The sequence below is a fragment of the Actinacidiphila epipremni genome, assembly GCF_012034175.1.
GTDB classification, from domain to species: domain Bacteria; phylum Actinomycetota; class Actinomycetes; order Streptomycetales; family Streptomycetaceae; genus Actinacidiphila; species Actinacidiphila epipremni.
In genome coordinates, this window is record NZ_JAATEJ010000008.1 from 260,359 (window position 1) to 274,643 (window position 14,285).

14 protein-coding genes and 1 riboswitch are annotated in these 14,285 nt (G+C 73.4%); of the genes, 5 read left to right on the forward strand and 9 right to left on the reverse strand.

All coding sequences use genetic code 11. The features are described 5' to 3' along the window. Nucleotides 1-10 precede the first annotated feature (10 nt). Both HCN08_RS13505 and HCN08_RS13510 read right to left on the reverse strand, forming a co-directional pair. Nucleotides 11-1,501, reverse strand: a complete 1,491-nt coding sequence (locus tag HCN08_RS13505; protein WP_167983265.1) for a glycoside hydrolase family 76 protein — start codon at nt 1,499-1,501, stop codon at nt 11-13. A gap of 245 nt (nt 1,502-1,746) precedes the next feature. Beyond that, on the reverse strand, nt 1,747-1,959 hold the full coding sequence (locus HCN08_RS13510; RefSeq protein WP_167983266.1) for a hypothetical protein: 213 nt from the start codon (nt 1,957-1,959) through the stop codon (nt 1,747-1,749). Nucleotides 1,960-2,034: 75 nt separating this feature from the next. On the opposite strand from HCN08_RS13510, the gene HCN08_RS13515 reads away from it, so the two are divergent. Next, complete coding sequence (locus HCN08_RS13515) at nt 2,035-2,547, forward strand: hypothetical protein (RefSeq protein ID WP_167983267.1); 513 nt, start codon at nt 2,035-2,037, stop codon at nt 2,545-2,547. A gap of 32 nt (nt 2,548-2,579) precedes the next feature. Here HCN08_RS13515 and HCN08_RS13520 read toward each other — a convergent pair whose 3' ends face one another. Then, nucleotides 2,580-4,055 (reverse strand): MFS transporter, encoded by a 1,476-nt coding sequence (locus tag HCN08_RS13520; RefSeq protein WP_167983268.1) that lies wholly within the window; start codon nt 4,053-4,055, stop codon nt 2,580-2,582. Nucleotides 4,056-4,061: 6 nt separating this feature from the next. Beyond that, entirely contained in the window at nt 4,062-4,694 is a 633-nt protein-coding gene (locus HCN08_RS13525) for a hemerythrin domain-containing protein (RefSeq protein WP_322974426.1), read from the reverse strand. A 139-nt stretch (nt 4,695-4,833) separates the two neighbouring features. On the opposite strand from HCN08_RS13525, the gene HCN08_RS13530 reads away from it, so the two are divergent. Continuing rightward, the gene (locus HCN08_RS13530) at nt 4,834-5,454 is read left to right on the forward strand and encodes a TetR/AcrR family transcriptional regulator (RefSeq protein WP_167983270.1); all 621 of its coding nucleotides are present in this window, start codon (nt 4,834-4,836) and stop codon (nt 5,452-5,454) included. 91 nt (nt 5,455-5,545) lie between these two features. Here the strand turns inward: HCN08_RS13530 and ggt are convergent, their stop codons facing one another. Continuing rightward, complete coding sequence (gene ggt, locus HCN08_RS13535) at nt 5,546-7,396, reverse strand: gamma-glutamyltransferase (RefSeq protein ID WP_167983271.1); 1,851 nt, start codon at nt 7,394-7,396, stop codon at nt 5,546-5,548. Between the two features lie 199 nt (nt 7,397-7,595). Between ggt and HCN08_RS13540 the strand changes: the two genes are divergently transcribed. Beyond that, nucleotides 7,596-8,888: a cation:proton antiporter gene (locus HCN08_RS13540; protein ID WP_167983272.1), complete on the forward strand. Its 1,293-nt coding sequence runs from the start codon at nt 7,596-7,598 to the stop codon at nt 8,886-8,888. 50 nt (nt 8,889-8,938) lie between these two features. Here HCN08_RS13540 and HCN08_RS13545 read toward each other — a convergent pair whose 3' ends face one another. The 4 genes from HCN08_RS13545 to HCN08_RS36920 form a co-directional block, all read right to left on the reverse strand. Beyond that, nucleotides 8,939-9,931 carry an ABC transporter substrate-binding protein gene (locus HCN08_RS13545; protein WP_167983273.1) on the reverse strand — a complete coding sequence of 331 codons (993 nt, stop codon included), beginning with the start codon at nt 9,929-9,931 and terminating at the stop codon, nt 8,939-8,941. A 155-nt stretch (nt 9,932-10,086) separates the two neighbouring features. After that, the gene (locus HCN08_RS13550) at nt 10,087-10,869 is read right to left on the reverse strand and encodes an amino acid ABC transporter ATP-binding protein (RefSeq protein ID WP_167983274.1); all 783 of its coding nucleotides are present in this window, start codon (nt 10,867-10,869) and stop codon (nt 10,087-10,089) included. Beyond that, nucleotides 10,866-11,903 carry an amino acid ABC transporter permease gene (locus tag HCN08_RS13555; protein WP_167983275.1) on the reverse strand — a complete coding sequence of 346 codons (1,038 nt, stop codon included), beginning with the start codon at nt 11,901-11,903 and terminating at the stop codon, nt 10,866-10,868. The genes HCN08_RS13550 and HCN08_RS13555 overlap by 4 nt, the downstream gene beginning before the upstream one ends. A 225-nt stretch (nt 11,904-12,128) precedes the next feature. Next, nucleotides 12,129-12,254, reverse strand: coding sequence for a putative leader peptide (locus tag HCN08_RS36920; RefSeq protein ID WP_407648757.1), 126 nt, complete (start codon nt 12,252-12,254; stop codon nt 12,129-12,131). Between the two features lie 185 nt (nt 12,255-12,439). Then, nucleotides 12,440-12,554: riboswitch (SAM riboswitch) on the forward strand. A gap of 39 nt (nt 12,555-12,593) precedes the next feature. Between HCN08_RS36920 and HCN08_RS13560 the strand changes: the two genes are divergently transcribed. Both HCN08_RS13560 and HCN08_RS13565 read left to right on the forward strand, forming a co-directional pair. Further along, nucleotides 12,594-12,755, forward strand: coding sequence for a putative leader peptide (locus HCN08_RS13560; protein WP_167983276.1), 162 nt, complete (start codon nt 12,594-12,596; stop codon nt 12,753-12,755). Nucleotides 12,756-12,922: 167 nt separating this feature from the next. Next, a complete protein-coding gene (locus HCN08_RS13565; RefSeq protein WP_167983277.1) occupies nt 12,923-14,128 on the forward strand; it encodes an LLM class flavin-dependent oxidoreductase in 1,206 nt (401 codons plus the stop codon). The last annotated feature ends 157 nt before the right edge of the window (nt 14,129-14,285 follow it).

The following is a 14,285-nucleotide window of genomic DNA, read 5'->3' on the forward strand; positions in this document are numbered from 1 at the left end:
AACCCGCCGCTCAGCCCGCCGCGTTGAGCAGGTCCAGGACGCTCTGCTGGCAGCCGTAGTCGCTGCTGCCCGCCCCGCCGGCCCAGTGCGGGCCGTACTGGTCGAGGGCGTTGCGGTCGTGCGCATAGGCGGAGTCGGCCCAGGTGTTGAGCACCGCGCTGTAAGGGCGGCCGGACAGCGTGGTGTTGAGCTTGCCGAGGCCGCGGACGTACGCGCCCTTGAAGCTGGGGCCGTCGCCGGTGCAGGAGTCGCCCTCGCCGGGCTCGCGCAGCACCCCGCCCTGCGCGAGGCGTACGGTGGAGGCGTCGGCGAGGGTGCGGGCGGTGGTCAGCAGCCCGGAGTCGCCGGTGGCGCGGGACAGTTCGGCGAGCCCGCCGAGCACGACGCCCTGGTTGTACGTCCACGTCGTCTGCCCGTTGTTGGCGCACGCCGACGTCAGCCCGTCGTTGACCATGTGGTCACCGTTGATCATCCCGCTCGCCCGGAACCAGGCCCATTCGGCCTGCGCGTGCCCCAAGTAGGCGGTGTCGCCCGGGATGCGGTTGTGCAGCGCCGCGGTGAGCTGGAGGTACAGCTCGTTGGTGATGGCGTTCTTGTACGTACGCGACTGGCTCCACCACACCCCGCCGCCGCACGTGCCGTCCCAATACGCCGTCATGTGGTCGGCGTCGGCGCGGGCGGTCGCGAGATAGCGGCTGTCGCCGGTCAGGTCGTAGGCGTCGACCCACGCCAGGCCCCACCAACCGGTGTCGTCCAGGTAGTCGTTGGTGAAGTTGCCCTCCTGGGCGCCGAGGTTCTTGTCGTAGGTGTCGGCGATGGCGTAGCGGTAACTGGGCATGCCCGACACCCGGATGTTGTCGATGACCGCGGTCAGCGCGTTCGCGCCGGTCCACCAGCCGTTGCCGCCGAAGAGCTTGGTGCCGCGGTCGAAGGACATCATCAGCGCGGTCGCCGCGGCCGTCCGCCGGTCCCAGGCGTTCCAGGTCGTCCGCGCCCACTGCGTGCAGGCGATGTCGGGGCGGTCACCGGCCTTGCCGCAGGCGCGCAGCGCGCCGACGCCCTGGGTGTTCCAGTCGTCGACGTTGTACATCAGGGTGCGCCAGCCGCGCTGGCCGGTCGGTGTGGTGGTGTCGCCGAGCTTGCTGCCCGAACTCCACGTCCGGCCGCCGTCGAAGGAGCGGTCGAGCCACACCTCGTCGCCGGGGTTGCCGTTGTCGATGGACGCCCAGCCCATGGCGTCGGCGTCGTCGAAGTGCAGGGTGAGGGTGCGTGAGAAGACGGTCGCGGTGACCGGCTTGCGGTCCTGCGTGCTCAGGGCCGGGTCGCGGGCGTCGCAGTAGGCGTTGCAGATGGCCGCGGCGGCGGCGGTCGCGCCGGTGGACGAGGCCGCGGGCGGCGTCGCGGCGTGGACGCCGGTCGCGCCGGCCAGTGCCGCGGGGAGCGCGGCGAGGAAGGTGGCCAGGAGCGCCGTCACCGGGGACGGGAGGAAGCGCAGACGCATGATGACCTTTCAGGTCTGGTCGACATTGTTCGCCCGCCCGGGACTCCCGGCGGCGGACAACGTTGTCAACAGGATGGGGGGTCCCTGAAAGCAACAGATGCCACCAGAAGGGAACTGCGAACCGCCGCCACTGTCAATGCACCTGACAAGACAGGGGTGTGCCCCCGGTCCGTCCCGGGCCCCCGGCCCCCGGCCCCCGGCCCCGCGGCCGGCGCCCGGGGGTGACCCGGCGCCGGCCGGGGCCGTCATCCGAGGGCCACCACCAGCACCGCGGCCAGCACGACCGCCGCGGCGAGCGCCAGCAGCGCGATGTAGGCCGTGGGCAGCGAACCGGCGGCGTGGTGCGCCACATGGCCGTCGCGGGCGTGCCGTCCCGGGTGCGCCGCGCCCGCCGTGCCGCCGCGTCCGGCGTTGCCGTTCTTACCGAGGTCCACGTGCGTCATCGAGTAGTGCGTCATGGACTTCTCCTCACCGCGACCCGGCGATTCCAAAACCACGACCCGCCTCCGCGTCCGGACTGGCAGGCTGGCGGCATGTATCGCAGTGACGCCGACGACCGCGCGCCCGCCCTGCGCGCCGCGCTCGCCGAGGCCCTCGAACAGTCCTTCCGCGCCTGCCCCGAGCCGGTCCACCAGCTCCGGAGCCCCTGGCTCGGCCCCTGCACGCTGGCCGAGCACCACACCGTCGACGGCGCCCTGCGCTCCCTGACCCTCGCCTACGGCCCCTGGGACACCGACCAGCCGCACGTCAGGGTCACGACCTGGCGGGACCCGGCCGGTGCCGGGGCCGCCGCCGAGGACCTGGCCGGCTTCGAGGCCGCCGAGCCCGAGGAGGTCACCGTCGACATCGCCGGCGCCGCGACCCCCGGCACCCTGCTGCGGGCCGCCGGCGGGGCGTTGCTGCTGCGCGTGGACCGCGACCCCCTGCACCTGCTGGCCTCCGGCCGGGGCCCGCTGGGCGACCTCGCCTTCGACCCGCTCACCGACCTCGCCCCGGTCGTCGAGGCCCGCCGCGCCTACCTCGCCGCCCGCTTCCCCGACGCGTGAGTCCCGCCGGGTGAGTACCGCCGGGCGCCCGGTCAGTGGCCGGCGGCCTCGTCCGGGGTCAGCCGGGCGGTGAGCGTGGTGGCCGCGACCGCCGCGGCGACCGCGTAGACGATCGCGCCCGCCAGCAGGCCGGCGGCGTAGCCGCTGGTGAGGGCGGCGGCCTGCGGGTGCCCGGCGGCCAGCCGGTGCCGGGTGACCGCCGAGGCGACGGCCGCGAGCGCCGCCAGGCCCAGCGCGCCGCCGGTCTGCACACTGGTGTTGAGCAGGCCGGCCGCGACGCCCGACTCGTGCTCGGCGACGCCGCGCATGCCGGTCACCGTGCAGCCGACGAACGTCAGGCCGGTGCCGACGCCGACCGCCAGCATCGCCGGGACGAGCACCGCCCAGTAGCTGGAAGCGGGGCCGAGCAGCGCGGCCACCCATGCGAGCCCCGCCGCGGCCAGGCCCATGCCCGCGCCGATGACGGCCCCGGCCGGGAGCGCGGCGAGCAGCCGCGGGCCGAGCCCGCCGGCGGCGACGCCGGTGCCCAGCACGATCGGGAGGTAGGCCAGCCCGGTGTGCAGCGGCGAATAGCCGCGTACCAGCTGCATGTAGAGCGTGAGCAGGTAGAACATCGCGAGCAGGCCGAGCCCGAGCAGCAGCATGACCGCGTTGGCGCCGCCCCTGTTGCGGTCGGCGACCAGCCGCCCGGGGAGCATCGGCGCGAGGCTGCGGCGCTCGATCACGGCGAAGGCCGCGACCAGGCCCGCGCCGGCCACGAGGGCGACCAGCGTGCCCGGGTCCGTCCAGCCGTCGGCGGTGCCCCGGCTGAGACCGTAGATGAGCGCCCCGATGCCCAGCGTCACGGTCGCCGTGCCCGGTGCGTCGAGCCGGCCGCGGCGCCCCTCGCGCGCGGCCCGACCGGGGTTGAGCACCCCCGTGAAGGTGCCGGCGAGCACCAGCAGCGCGATCGGCGCGTTGATGAACAGCACCCACCGCCAGCTCGCGTACTGCGTCAGCGCCCCGCCCGCGAGCAGGCCGACGACCGAGCCGAGGCCGCCCATCGCCCCGTACACGCCGAGCGCCTTCGTGCGCGCGGGGCCGGCGGGGAAGGTGGTCGCCAGCAGCGACAGCGCGCAGGGCGCCGCGACGGCCGCGCCGCAGCCCTGCACGACACGCGCCACGACCAGGGCCGTCTCGTCCGGGGCGAACCCGCCGGCGATCGACGCCGCCGTGAAGAGGGCGATGCCGGCGCGGAAGACCCGCAGCCGCCCGAACAGGTCGCCGGCCCGCCCGCCGGCCAGCAGCAGCCCGCCGAACGTCAGCGCGTAGAAGCTGATCACCCAGTTCAGGTCGGACGGCGGTACGTGCAGGGAGCGCTGGATGCTGGGCACCGCGACGTTCACGATCGTGTCGTCGAGGACCAGCATGAGCTGGGCGGTGGCGATGACGAGCAGCGCCAGGCCGAGGCCGCGCGGGGGAGCGGGCGCCGCCGTGGGCGCGGTGCCGGTCGCGTCATGCACGGACATCGCGTGTCACCGGCCGTTCCACACGTCGCGGCCGGCGTAGGCGGGCGCCCACTGCTCGCGGAAGGCCGTCGCCAGATGCGGCGGGAAGCGTTCCAGGGTCTGCCGCAGCGCCTCCGGGCTCTTCCCGTCCAGCAGCCACGGCATGTAGAGCGCGGCGTCCGGCAGCAGCCGCCGGCCGTGCTCGGCGCCGAAGCGCTGCCACTGCTGCTCGGGGAGCGCCAGGTCGATCAGCGCGAGCCCGTCGGCCTCCTCGTGCGCCAGATGGGTGGTCAGCTTGCCGACGAGCTCGTCGACGAGGTCGCCGAACCGCTCGTGCCCGTGGTCGGGGTCGGCGCCCGCCGCGTCGACGGCCGCGAGCAGCGGCTCGATGACGGAGTGCTCGGCTTCGAGGGCGTCGGCGAGCGCGAGCCGGTCCGGGTGGCCGGCGACCGCCTCGCGCAGCACCGGCCACAGGATGTCGTCCTCGGCCCGGTGGTGCACGACCAGGAACTTCTTGAACAACTCCCAGCCCAGCGCCGCCCGCAGCAGCGTGCCCGGATCGTCGCCCGGGCGCGCCGCGATCCGCGCGACGATCACGAGGTCCCTGCGCAGGGCGTCGTGCAACGCCAGCATCACGGACATGTCCAGCCTGTATTCCACGTCTTCCTCCAGGACTCGGTGCCTCCCGGCGAGAATGACCCTCGGTGTCATTTGATGTCAAGATGCAAATGAATCTGAGCATCATTGGGTGTCGAGGGTCACTTGGTCCCGGGTGTCGTACGCGGCTACGATGGCGGGCATGGACGACGACCGTTCCCTGCCGCTGCGTGAGCGCAAGAAGCTGCGCAACCGCCGGGCGCTGGCCGACGCGGCGCTCCGGCTCTTCGCCGAACGCGGCTTCGACGCCACGACGCTGGAGGAGCTGGCCGAGGAGGCGGAGGTCTCCAAGAGCACCTTCACCCGCACCTTCGAGGCCAAGGAGGCCGCGGGTATCGAGGCCGAGGCCGAGCTGTGGGCGGCCTTCCTCGCCACGGTGGACGCGGGGGTGCCGAAGGGCCCGGTGCTGGACGGGCTGCACCGCGCGCTCGCCGACGCCATGGCGGGCCTGGACGGGACATGGGACGCGCGCTTCCTCGCCACCCGCCGGCTCGCGGTCGCCGAGCCGGCGCTGCTGCGCTACGTCGAGCACCACCGGGCGCGCGTGCGCGAGCAGTTGGCGGCCGGGCTCGCGGCCCGACTCGACCTGGACGCCGAGGACCTGCGGCTGCACGTCCTGGCGGAGCTGGCGATGACGGCCTTCAGCATCGCCGGCCGCGCCTGGGTCCGCGGCGGCGGCGCGGGCGGGCGTGCGTCGCTCCTGGCGGGCCTGGCCGACGCGATCCGCGCGGTCCCGGCGAGCCTCGACCTGGCGGCGGAATGACGGCGTGACCGCACGGCGGAGGGCCCCCGCGAGCTGCCGCCCGCGAAGGCCCTTGCGTGCCGCGCGTGTCCGGGTGCGCGCGGGCCGGCCGTCAGCGCGCCGGCGTCACCACCATCGCCGAGCCGCCGCCCCGCCGCACCGGCTCCGCCGCGGCGAGCCAGCGGCCGTCCGCGAGGCGCTGGACGCCGGTGGCGGCGCCGATCTCCGGGTTCTGCGTGAAGTGGTGGCCGATGCCCTCCAGGTCGGCCTTCAACGGGCTGTCCCACAGGGCCGGTTCGAGTTCGGTGGCCGCCGCGTTGCGCTGGCTGGCGCGCGGCGCGGCGATCGCGTCGACCAGGGGCAGGCCGCGGTCGACGTGCTCGGTGAGGACCTGGAGCACCGTGGTGATGATGGTCGCCCCGCCGGGCGAGCCGATCGCGAAGTCGGGACGGCCGTCCTTGAGCACGATGGTCGGCGAGATCGACGAGCGTGGCCGCTTGCCGGGCCCCGGCAGGTTCGGGTCGGGCACGCCCGGGCTCGCGGGCACGAAAGAGAAGTCCGTCAGCTCGTTGTTGAGCAGGAAGCCGCGCCCGGGCACGGTGATCGCGCTGCCGCCGGTCTGCTCGATGGTCAGGGTGTACGCGACGACGTTCCCCCACTTGTCGGCCACCGTCAGGTGCGTGGTGTTGTCGCCCTCGTACGTCGTCGGCGCCGCCTTCCCGCTGCTGCCGCAGGCCGCCGGGTGCGCGGGGTCCCCCGGCGCGAGCGGGCTGGTCAGCACCGCGTCGTCCCTGATCAGGCAGGCCCGCGAGTCGGCGAAGCGCTGCGAGGTCAGGGCGGCGGTCGGCACCTGCTCGAAGGCCGGGTCGCCGACCCAGCGCCCGCGGTCGGCGAACGCGATCCGGCTCGCCTCGATGTAGTGGTGCAGATACTGCACCTGCGAGGCGTCCCTGAGGTCGGTGCTCTCCAGGATGTTGAGCGCCTCGGCCACCGTCGTCCCGCCCGAGGAGGACGGCGCGGGCCCGTAGACGTCCAGCCCGCGGTAGGCGGTGTGGGTCGGCGGCTGCTTCTTCGCGGTGTACGCGGCCAGGTCCGCGGCCGTCAGGTCGCCGGTGCGCACCACGCGGGTGGCGGCGGGGTCGACGGGGGGCCTGCGTACCGTACGCACGATGTCCGCGCCGATGTCGCCGTGGTAGATCGCGGAGATCCCCTTGGCCCCCAACTCCTCATACGTGCGCGCGAGTTGCGGGTTGCGCAGGGTGGAGCCGACGGCCGGCGGCTGCCCGCCGGGCAGGAAGAGCGCGGCGGTGGCCGGGAAGTCCTTGAAACGGTCCTGGTTGGCGGCGGTCTGCGAGTTGAAGGTCTCGTCCACGGTGAAGCCCGTGCGGGCGATCTGCTCGGCGGGCCGCAGCACTTGGCCGAGCGACCGGGTGCCCCACGCGTCGAGCGCGGTCTGCCAGGTCGCGGCGGTGCCGGGCACCCCGACGCTCCGGCCGCTGGTCACGGCGTCGGCGAAGGCGAGCGGCTGGCCGTTCTCGACGAAGAGCTGGTCGGTGGCGCTGCGCGGCGCGGTCTCCCGGCCGTCGATCGTGAACACCTGGTGCTTGCCGGCGCTGTAGTAGACGAAGTAGCCGCCCCCGCCGATGCCGGAGGAGTACGGCTCGGTCACCCCGAGCGCGGCGGCGGTCGCCACGGCGGCGTCCACCGCGTTGCCGCCGTGCCGCAGCACGTCGATGCCGGCCGCGGTGGCGTCGGCGTCCACGCTGGAGACCGCGCCGCCGTATCCGACGGCGAGCGGCGCCTTGGCCGGCGGTGAGCCGGGGGCGTGGTGCGCCGGCGCGGCGGCGGTGAGGGTGCCGACCACGGCGGTGGCGGCGAGCACGGACACCGCCCGTACCGCCCGCAGCCTTACGCCGTGCCTGGCCGAATGCGCGTCCGGGTGACCGCGACGGTTGCGTCCCATGACGGAGCCTCCACTCAACGACGGTCCCGGCAGCGTAACTTCGCCCCAGTCGTCACGTCAGCAACACGGCGAAGTGTCCCGCTGACACCTCGAAAGCCTGTGACGTGGATCACTCGCTGCCCTCTGGAAGCGTCTTTTAATTCTCAACTAAAGTGACCGCGTCCTCAGCTGGTCCCGTGTCCGACCAGGGCGGTTCGTCATGTCTGCGACCGAATTAGGCACCACGTTCCTGCTCGCCGTCGTCGTCATCCTCGCTGTCTGCCCGGTCGTCACGCTGCTGCTGCGACCGCTCGGACAACCACCGGTGGTCGCCGAGATGATCGCCGGGGTCCTGCTCGGGCCCTCGGTGCTCGGGGCGCTGCTCCCGGGGGTCGAACACCACCTGTTCCCCACCGAGTTACGGCCGCTGCTGTATGTCGCGGGCCAGCTCGGGCTCGTCCTGTTCATGTTCCAGTCGGGGTACGAGTTCCGGCTGGACCGGATGAAGTCGGTGGCCAAACCGGCCGCGATGGTCTCGGCCGCCGGCGTCCTGACGCCGCTGGCGCTGGGTGCCGCGCTCACCTGGGCCGTGCACGGCTCCGTGGACGCCTCGCCGCCCGGTATCCCACTGCACGTGACCGTGCTGTTCGTCGGCGTCACGCTGGCGATCACGGCCTTCCCGATGCTCGCCCGGATCATCCTGGAACGCGGGCTCACCGGCACCGTCTTCGGCACCATCTCGCTCGCGGCCGGCGCGCTCGACGACGTCGCCGCGTGGATCCTGCTGGCCGGTGTGGTGAGCCTGGCCCGCGGCACCTCCGACTCCCTCGTCCTGGCGACGTCGGGCGCCGCGGGGCTGGTGGTCCTGCTCTACCTCCTGGTCCGCTTCCGCGGCCCCGTACTGCGCGCGACCGAGCGGATGACCAGGCAGCAACTGCTCCTGGTGACGCTGCTCGCCATGTGCGCGGCGGCCTGGTACACCGACCGGATCGGCCTGTACGCGGTCTTCGGCGCCTTCAGCCTCGGCGCGGCCTTCCCGCGCTCGCCGCGCATCGACCGCACCATCGAGTCCACCGCCCCGCTCAGCGGGACGCTGCTGCTGCCGCTGTTCTTCACCTACTCCGGCCTGAACACCGACACCGGCGTGCTGACCGATCCCGCGCTGCTGCTGTTCGCCGGGGGCTGCACGCTGGTCGCCGTGATCGGCAAGTTCGGCGCGTGCTGGCTGGGCGCGCGGCTGGGCGGCCAGCCGCAGGGCGTCGCGCTGCGGATCGGCACCCTGATGAACGCCCGCGGGCTCATGCAGCTCATCGCCATCAACGTCGGCCTCGCGGACGGGATCGTGTCGCCCTCGATGTTCACCGTGCTGGTCGTGGTGGCCGTCGTCACGACCGTGATGGCCACCCCGCTGCTCAGCCTGTGGGACCGGATGGACGGCGGCATCCCCGTCGTCCCGGACACCCCGCGCGCCGGCCGGGAGGACGACCAGCCCGCGGTGGCGGGCAGCGCATAGGGCCTGTTCTCGAAGCCCCGCCCGCCCGGCCACCGGTCGTGCCGGGCGGGTCAGAAGGTCGGGGTCGGGTTGAGCTCGGACGTGGTGATGCCGCTGCCCGGCAGATTCCACTTGGCGAAGATCTTCGCGTAGTCGCCGGTGGCGATCAGCTTGTTCACCGCGTCGCTGATCGCCTTCGCGAGGGGCGAGTTCTTCGCCGTGACGAAGCCGACCGGCGTGGTGCTGATCTCACCGAGGAACTTGGTGTTCGGCAGGTGCGCCGCCTCGTACTTCACCCCCAGCGTGGGGCCGAAGCTCACGTCGATCTTGCCGTTCTGCAAGTTGAGCAGCACCGTGGAGTTGTCGGAGAAATACTGCACCTTGTACGGCTTCTTGCCCGCCGCGGAGCACTTGCCGGCGCCGTCGGTGAGGATCTGCTGGAAGGTCGACCCCGGCCCGGTGGCGATGGTCAGGCCGCACAGGTCCGTGAGGTCCTTGACGGTGTCCACCGGGAGGTCCTTGGTGCCCAGGAACGCCTGGCCGTCGTTGAGGTAGGTGGCGAAGTCCACCACCTTCTCGCGCTCCTTGGTGGCGCCGAAGTTGTCCTGGCCGACGTCGTAACGGCCGTTCTGGACGCCGGGGATGACGGTCGGGAAGGTGCCGTACTGCACGTCCCACTCGATGCCGAGGACCTTCGCGACGGCGTTGCGGAGGTCCACGTCGAGGCCGATGGGCTTGCCGTCCTGCTCGCCGGCGTGCGGCAGGCCGACGGTGCCGGGGGCCTGGGTGGTGCCGAGGATCAGCTTGCCGCTGTCGCGGGCCTTGGCCGGCAGCTCGGCTCTGATCGCGGGATCGGCGGCGATCGAGGACACCACGTCCTGCGTGGGGATCGCGCTCGGGTCGGCCGCCTGGGACGCGCCGGGCGCCTGCTGGTCCTTCCCGGACGCCGGGGCGCCCGAGCCGGAGTCGTCCGAGGAGCTGCCGCAGGCCGCGAGGAGGATCAACCCGGCGGTGGCGGCGGCGAGGTGGGGCAGGCGGCGGCTGAGGCGGCGTGCGCTGGTCATGGGAAAGCCTTTCGCGAAGGTGGGGCATGGGCGTGCGGAATATGCGCCGGGTCGCGGGCCGGCGGCGGTGGCGGCCCGGTGGGAAGGCGCTGCGAGGTCGGGAGGCGGGCCCGGGGAGGCAATGCCCGGCAAGGCGGGCCCGGGGGCCCGTGCCGTCAGAGGACGGCGGTGAGGAAGGCGCGGGCGCGCTCGTGGCGCGGCGCGGTCAGGACGTCGGCGGGCGGGCCGGTCTCGACGATGCGGCCCCCGTCGAGGAAGACGACGGTGTCGGCGACCTTGCGGGCGAAACCGATCTCGTGCGTGACGACGATCATCGTCATCCCGCTGGTGGCCAGGTCCTGCATGACGTTGAGGACCTCGCCGACGAGCTCGGGGTCGAGCGCGCTGGTCGGCTCGTCGAACAGCAGCAGCCGCGGCTCCATGGCCAGCGCCCGGGCGATGGCCACCCGCTGCTGCTGGCCACCGGACATCTGCCGCGGATAGGAGTCCTCCCGCCCGTCCAGGCCCACCCGGGCCAGCAGCTCCCGGGCGTGCGCGACCGCCTGCTTGCGGGGCAGCCCGCGCACCGCGACGGGGGCGTCGGTGATGTTCTCCAGCACCGTCATGTGCGGGAAGAGGTTGAACTGCTGGAAGACCATGCCGACATGGGCCCGCTGCCGGGTCACCAGCCGGGGCCGCAGCTCGCGCAGCCGCGCGCCGTCCTGCCGGTAGCCGACGATCTCGCCGTCGATCTCCACGAACCCGCCGTCCGGCTTCTCCAGGTGGTTCACGCACCGCAGCAGCGTGGACTTGCCCGACCCGGAGGGCCCGAGCAGGACGGTGACCTCGCCCTCGCGCACATCGAGGTCGATACCGTCCAGGACGAGGGTGCCGCCGTAGCTCTTGCGCAGCCCCCGCACCCGCACCAGCGGGCGCTGCCCGCTCTTGCCGGCGCTCATGACAGGCCCGCCAGATCGGTCCGGGTCCGCCCGAACAGCGGGAGGTTGCCGCGCGCGATCTGCCACAGGCCGCGGGCCGGCGGCCGTCCTGCGCGGCTGTCGCGCCCGGAGCCGCGGGCGTAGTACCGCTCCACGTAGAACTGCCCCACGGACAGCAGCGTGGTGAGGATGATGTACCAGATGGTGGCGACCATGAGCAGCGGCATGATCAGGAAGTTCTGGGTGTAGATGAGCTGCGTGGAGTACAGCAGGTCCTGCACCGCGATGACGCTGACGATCGAGGTCGCCTTGAGCATGCCGATCAGCAGGTTGCCCGACGCCGGGACGATCGCCGGCATCGCCTGCGGCAGCACGATACGGCGGAAGATCCGCCCGTCGCCCATGCCCAGCGCCCGGGCCGCCTCGCGCTGGCCGGGATCGACGGCGAGCAGGCCGCCGCGCACGATCTCGCTGGAGAACGCCGCGACATCCAGGGTGAGTCCGACGTACGCGGCGAGGATGCCGCTGAAAAGGTGTGCCGTCTTGAAGTGCGCGAACTCCGGCCCGAAGGGCACCCCCACCGACAACCGCGGGTAGAGCGACGCCAGTTCGTACCAGAAGAGCAGCTGCACCAGCGGCGGCACCGAGCGCAGCAGCCACACGAAGCCGAAGGCCAGGCCGCGCAGCACGGGGTTGTGCGACAGCCGCATCGCGGCGACGCCGATACCGAGCAGATAGCCGCTGGCCATGACGGCGGCGGTCAGCCACAGCGTCAGCTCCAGGCCGTGCATGATCGAGCCGCGCACGAAGTAGTCGCCGACGACATCCCATTGGAAGCGCCGGTTGGTCACGATGGTGTTGACCAGCATCGCGAACAGCACCGACAACGCGGCGGCGGACGCCCATTGGCCGGGGTGGCGCAGCGGCACCAGCCGCGCGGACAGCAACTCCTTGTCGCCGGCGGCGGTGTGCAGCGCGGGCCCCGGAGGCGGCGGGGCGGGATCAGGGGGGCCGGGCGCGGCGGTGGCCGGCCCGGACAGGTCGTGCTGGGTCATCGGGGTCTCCCGTCTCGTCGGGAAGCACGGCAGCGCGGAGCGCGCACGGCACCCACGACCACGGGGGCACGCGTACGACGGCTCGGGGAACTACCGAGGAAGGAAGGAGGCGGTGCCGCGTACGACCCGGCGGCGGCACCCGGTCAGGGGCGCGCGTCGGATGCCGGGGACGGGCGGGAGGGCGGGGCCGGCCGGACGGCGGGCCTGCGGACGATCAGCGGGTGATCAGTGGACCGCGGTGGTTTCCGGACACAGGGCGCTGCTGACCCTGAGCAGATCGACGTGCCGCCGGGTCACCCGGGTCCGGAACGAGCCCTCGGGGAACAACCGGCGGTCGTACTGAGCGGCCATGCCCGTCCCCTCGCTCTCTTCGCGTCGTGGTCGCCCTCCGTGAGGGCCCTGTGCCTACAGCACGTTAACCGTAGGGCAGCGGCCGGGCAATCCCCTGATGGCCTGATCAGTGCGCAGAGCGACCGGCCTCACACCTGGCCGAAAGGGATTGTGTTCTCCATCAGGGCGGAGTTACCGTGCTTGCAGGTCATGAGCGTCAGCAACCAAGGCCCTGGCCGGCTGACCGGCAACCCTCCGTCGCGGCGGGGTGCTCCAGGTGACGACCCGGCGGAGCCGACGACGGCTCGGCAAGTGCGAACTCGGACAGGCGTGAGCCGAACAGGACCGGGAGGTGACGCGGTGCGGGACACCACGATGCGGTCGCTGCCCTCCGTCGCGATGTTCTCCCGGCGGCACATCGACCTCCAGCGCGTCGCCGCCGCCCTGTGTCCGGGCCGCGACATGACGGCCGCGCCGGGGCCGGACCACCGGCCCGCCGCGCTGCCGCACACCGCCGGCTAGCGCCGCCCCACCCCGCGCTCCACCCCACCCGCAGCTCGATCCCTCCTCGCCGCCCCCGGGCTCCCGCCCGGTCAGGGCCTGTTCGGCGTGCCCCGCCTGCCTTCGCGGGGCGCGCCGGTGCGACGGCTGTCCAACTGCGCTCCCTCCGACCAGGAAGCGGTACGCCCATGTCCCGATCCCCTTCGCCCCTCCATCTGGCCGTCGCCCTCGACGGCGCCGGCTGGCACCCCGCCGCCTGGCGTGAGCCCGAGGCCCGGCCCGCCGACCTGTTCCGCCCCGGCTACTGGGCGGATCTGGCAGCCGAGGCCGAGCGCGGCCTGCTGGACCTCGTCACGATCGAGGACTCCCTGGGCCTGCAGTCCTCCCGCCCCCTCGAACCCGACAGCCGCACCGACCAGGTGCGCGGCCGGCTCGACGCGGTGCTGACCGCCGCCCGCATCGCCCCGCTCACCCGGCACATCGGCCTGGTCCCCACCGCCGTGGTCACCCACACCGAGCCCTTCCACCTGTCCAAGGCCGTCGCCACCCTCGACTACGTCAGCGGCGGCCGGGCCGGCGTGCAGGTGAAGGTGTCGGGCCGGGCCGACGAGGCCGCGCACTTCGGCCGCCGCGAGGTCCCCCGGCTGCCCGTCGCCGAACTGGACTCGCCCGCCGGACGGGCGCTGATCACCGAGCTGTTCGGCGAGGCGACCGACTACGTCGAGGTCGTACGGCGGCTGTGGGACAGCTGGGAGGACGACGCGGTGATCCGCGACGCGGCGACCGGGCGCTTCGTGGACCGCGACAAGCTGCACTACATCGACTTCGAGGGCCCGCACTTCAGCGTCCGGGGCCCCTCCATCACCCCGCGCCCGCCGCAGGGCCAGCCGCTGGTGGCCGCCCTCGCCCACCGCACCGAGCCGTACCGGCTGGTCGCCACGTCCGCCGACATCGGCTTCGTCACCCCGCACGACACGGCGCAGGCGTCGGCGATCGTCGAGGAGATCCGCACCGAGCAGGACCGGGCCGGCCGGGGCGACGCGGCCGTGCACGTCCTGGCGGACCTGGTGGTCCTCCTCGACGAGGAGCCGGGCCGGGCGGCCGAGCGCCGGGAGCGGCTGGACGCGGCACTCGACTCCCCCTACACCAGCGACGCGTTGGTCTTCGCCGGTACGCCGGGCGAACTCGCGGACCTGCTGGAGGAGTTGGCGGGCGCCGGGCTGAGCGGCTTCCGGCTGCGGCCGGCGGCGCTGCCGTACGACCTGGAGCGGATCACCGGTGGGCTGGTGCCGGAGCTGCAACGGCGTGGCGTCTTCCGGGAGGCGTACGAGGCGGACAGCCTGCGCGGGCTGCTCGGACTGCCGCGCCCCGCGAACCGCTACGCCGGCGCCTGAGCGCCCCGCGACCCTTCGGAGAGGCCACCCACGCATGAGCAGCAAGCCCGTCAAGCAGATCCATCTCGCCGCGCATTTCCCCGGCGTCAACAACACGACCGTGTGGAGCGATCCGGCGGCCGGCAGCCAGATCGACTTCAGCTCCTTCGTCCATCTC

Coding starts and splice junctions, on each gene's coding strand:
- HCN08_RS13505 (WP_167983265.1), bottom strand. CDS start 1,501: ATGCGTCTGCGCTTCCTCCCGTCCCCGGTGACGGCGCTCCTGGCCACC.
- HCN08_RS13510 (WP_167983266.1), bottom strand. CDS start 1,959: ATGACGCACTACTCGATGACGCACGTGGACCTCGGTAAGAACGGCAAC.
- HCN08_RS13515 (WP_167983267.1), top strand. CDS start 2,035: ATGTATCGCAGTGACGCCGACGACCGCGCGCCCGCCCTGCGCGCCGCG.
- HCN08_RS13520 (WP_167983268.1), bottom strand. CDS start 4,055: ATGTCCGTGCATGACGCGACCGGCACCGCGCCCACGGCGGCGCCCGCT.
- HCN08_RS13530 (WP_167983270.1), top strand. CDS start 4,834: ATGGACGACGACCGTTCCCTGCCGCTGCGTGAGCGCAAGAAGCTGCGC.
- ggt (WP_167983271.1), bottom strand. CDS start 7,396: ATGGGACGCAACCGTCGCGGTCACCCGGACGCGCATTCGGCCAGGCAC.
- HCN08_RS13540 (WP_167983272.1), top strand. CDS start 7,596: ATGTCTGCGACCGAATTAGGCACCACGTTCCTGCTCGCCGTCGTCGTC.
- HCN08_RS13545 (WP_167983273.1), bottom strand. CDS start 9,931: ATGACCAGCGCACGCCGCCTCAGCCGCCGCCTGCCCCACCTCGCCGCC.
- HCN08_RS13550 (WP_167983274.1), bottom strand. CDS start 10,869: ATGAGCGCCGGCAAGAGCGGGCAGCGCCCGCTGGTGCGGGTGCGGGGG.
- HCN08_RS13555 (WP_167983275.1), bottom strand. CDS start 11,903: ATGACCCAGCACGACCTGTCCGGGCCGGCCACCGCCGCGCCCGGCCCC.
- HCN08_RS36920 (WP_407648757.1), bottom strand. CDS start 12,254: ATGGCCGCTCAGTACGACCGCCGGTTGTTCCCCGAGGGCTCGTTCCGG.
- HCN08_RS13565 (WP_167983277.1), top strand. CDS start 12,923: ATGTCCCGATCCCCTTCGCCCCTCCATCTGGCCGTCGCCCTCGACGGC.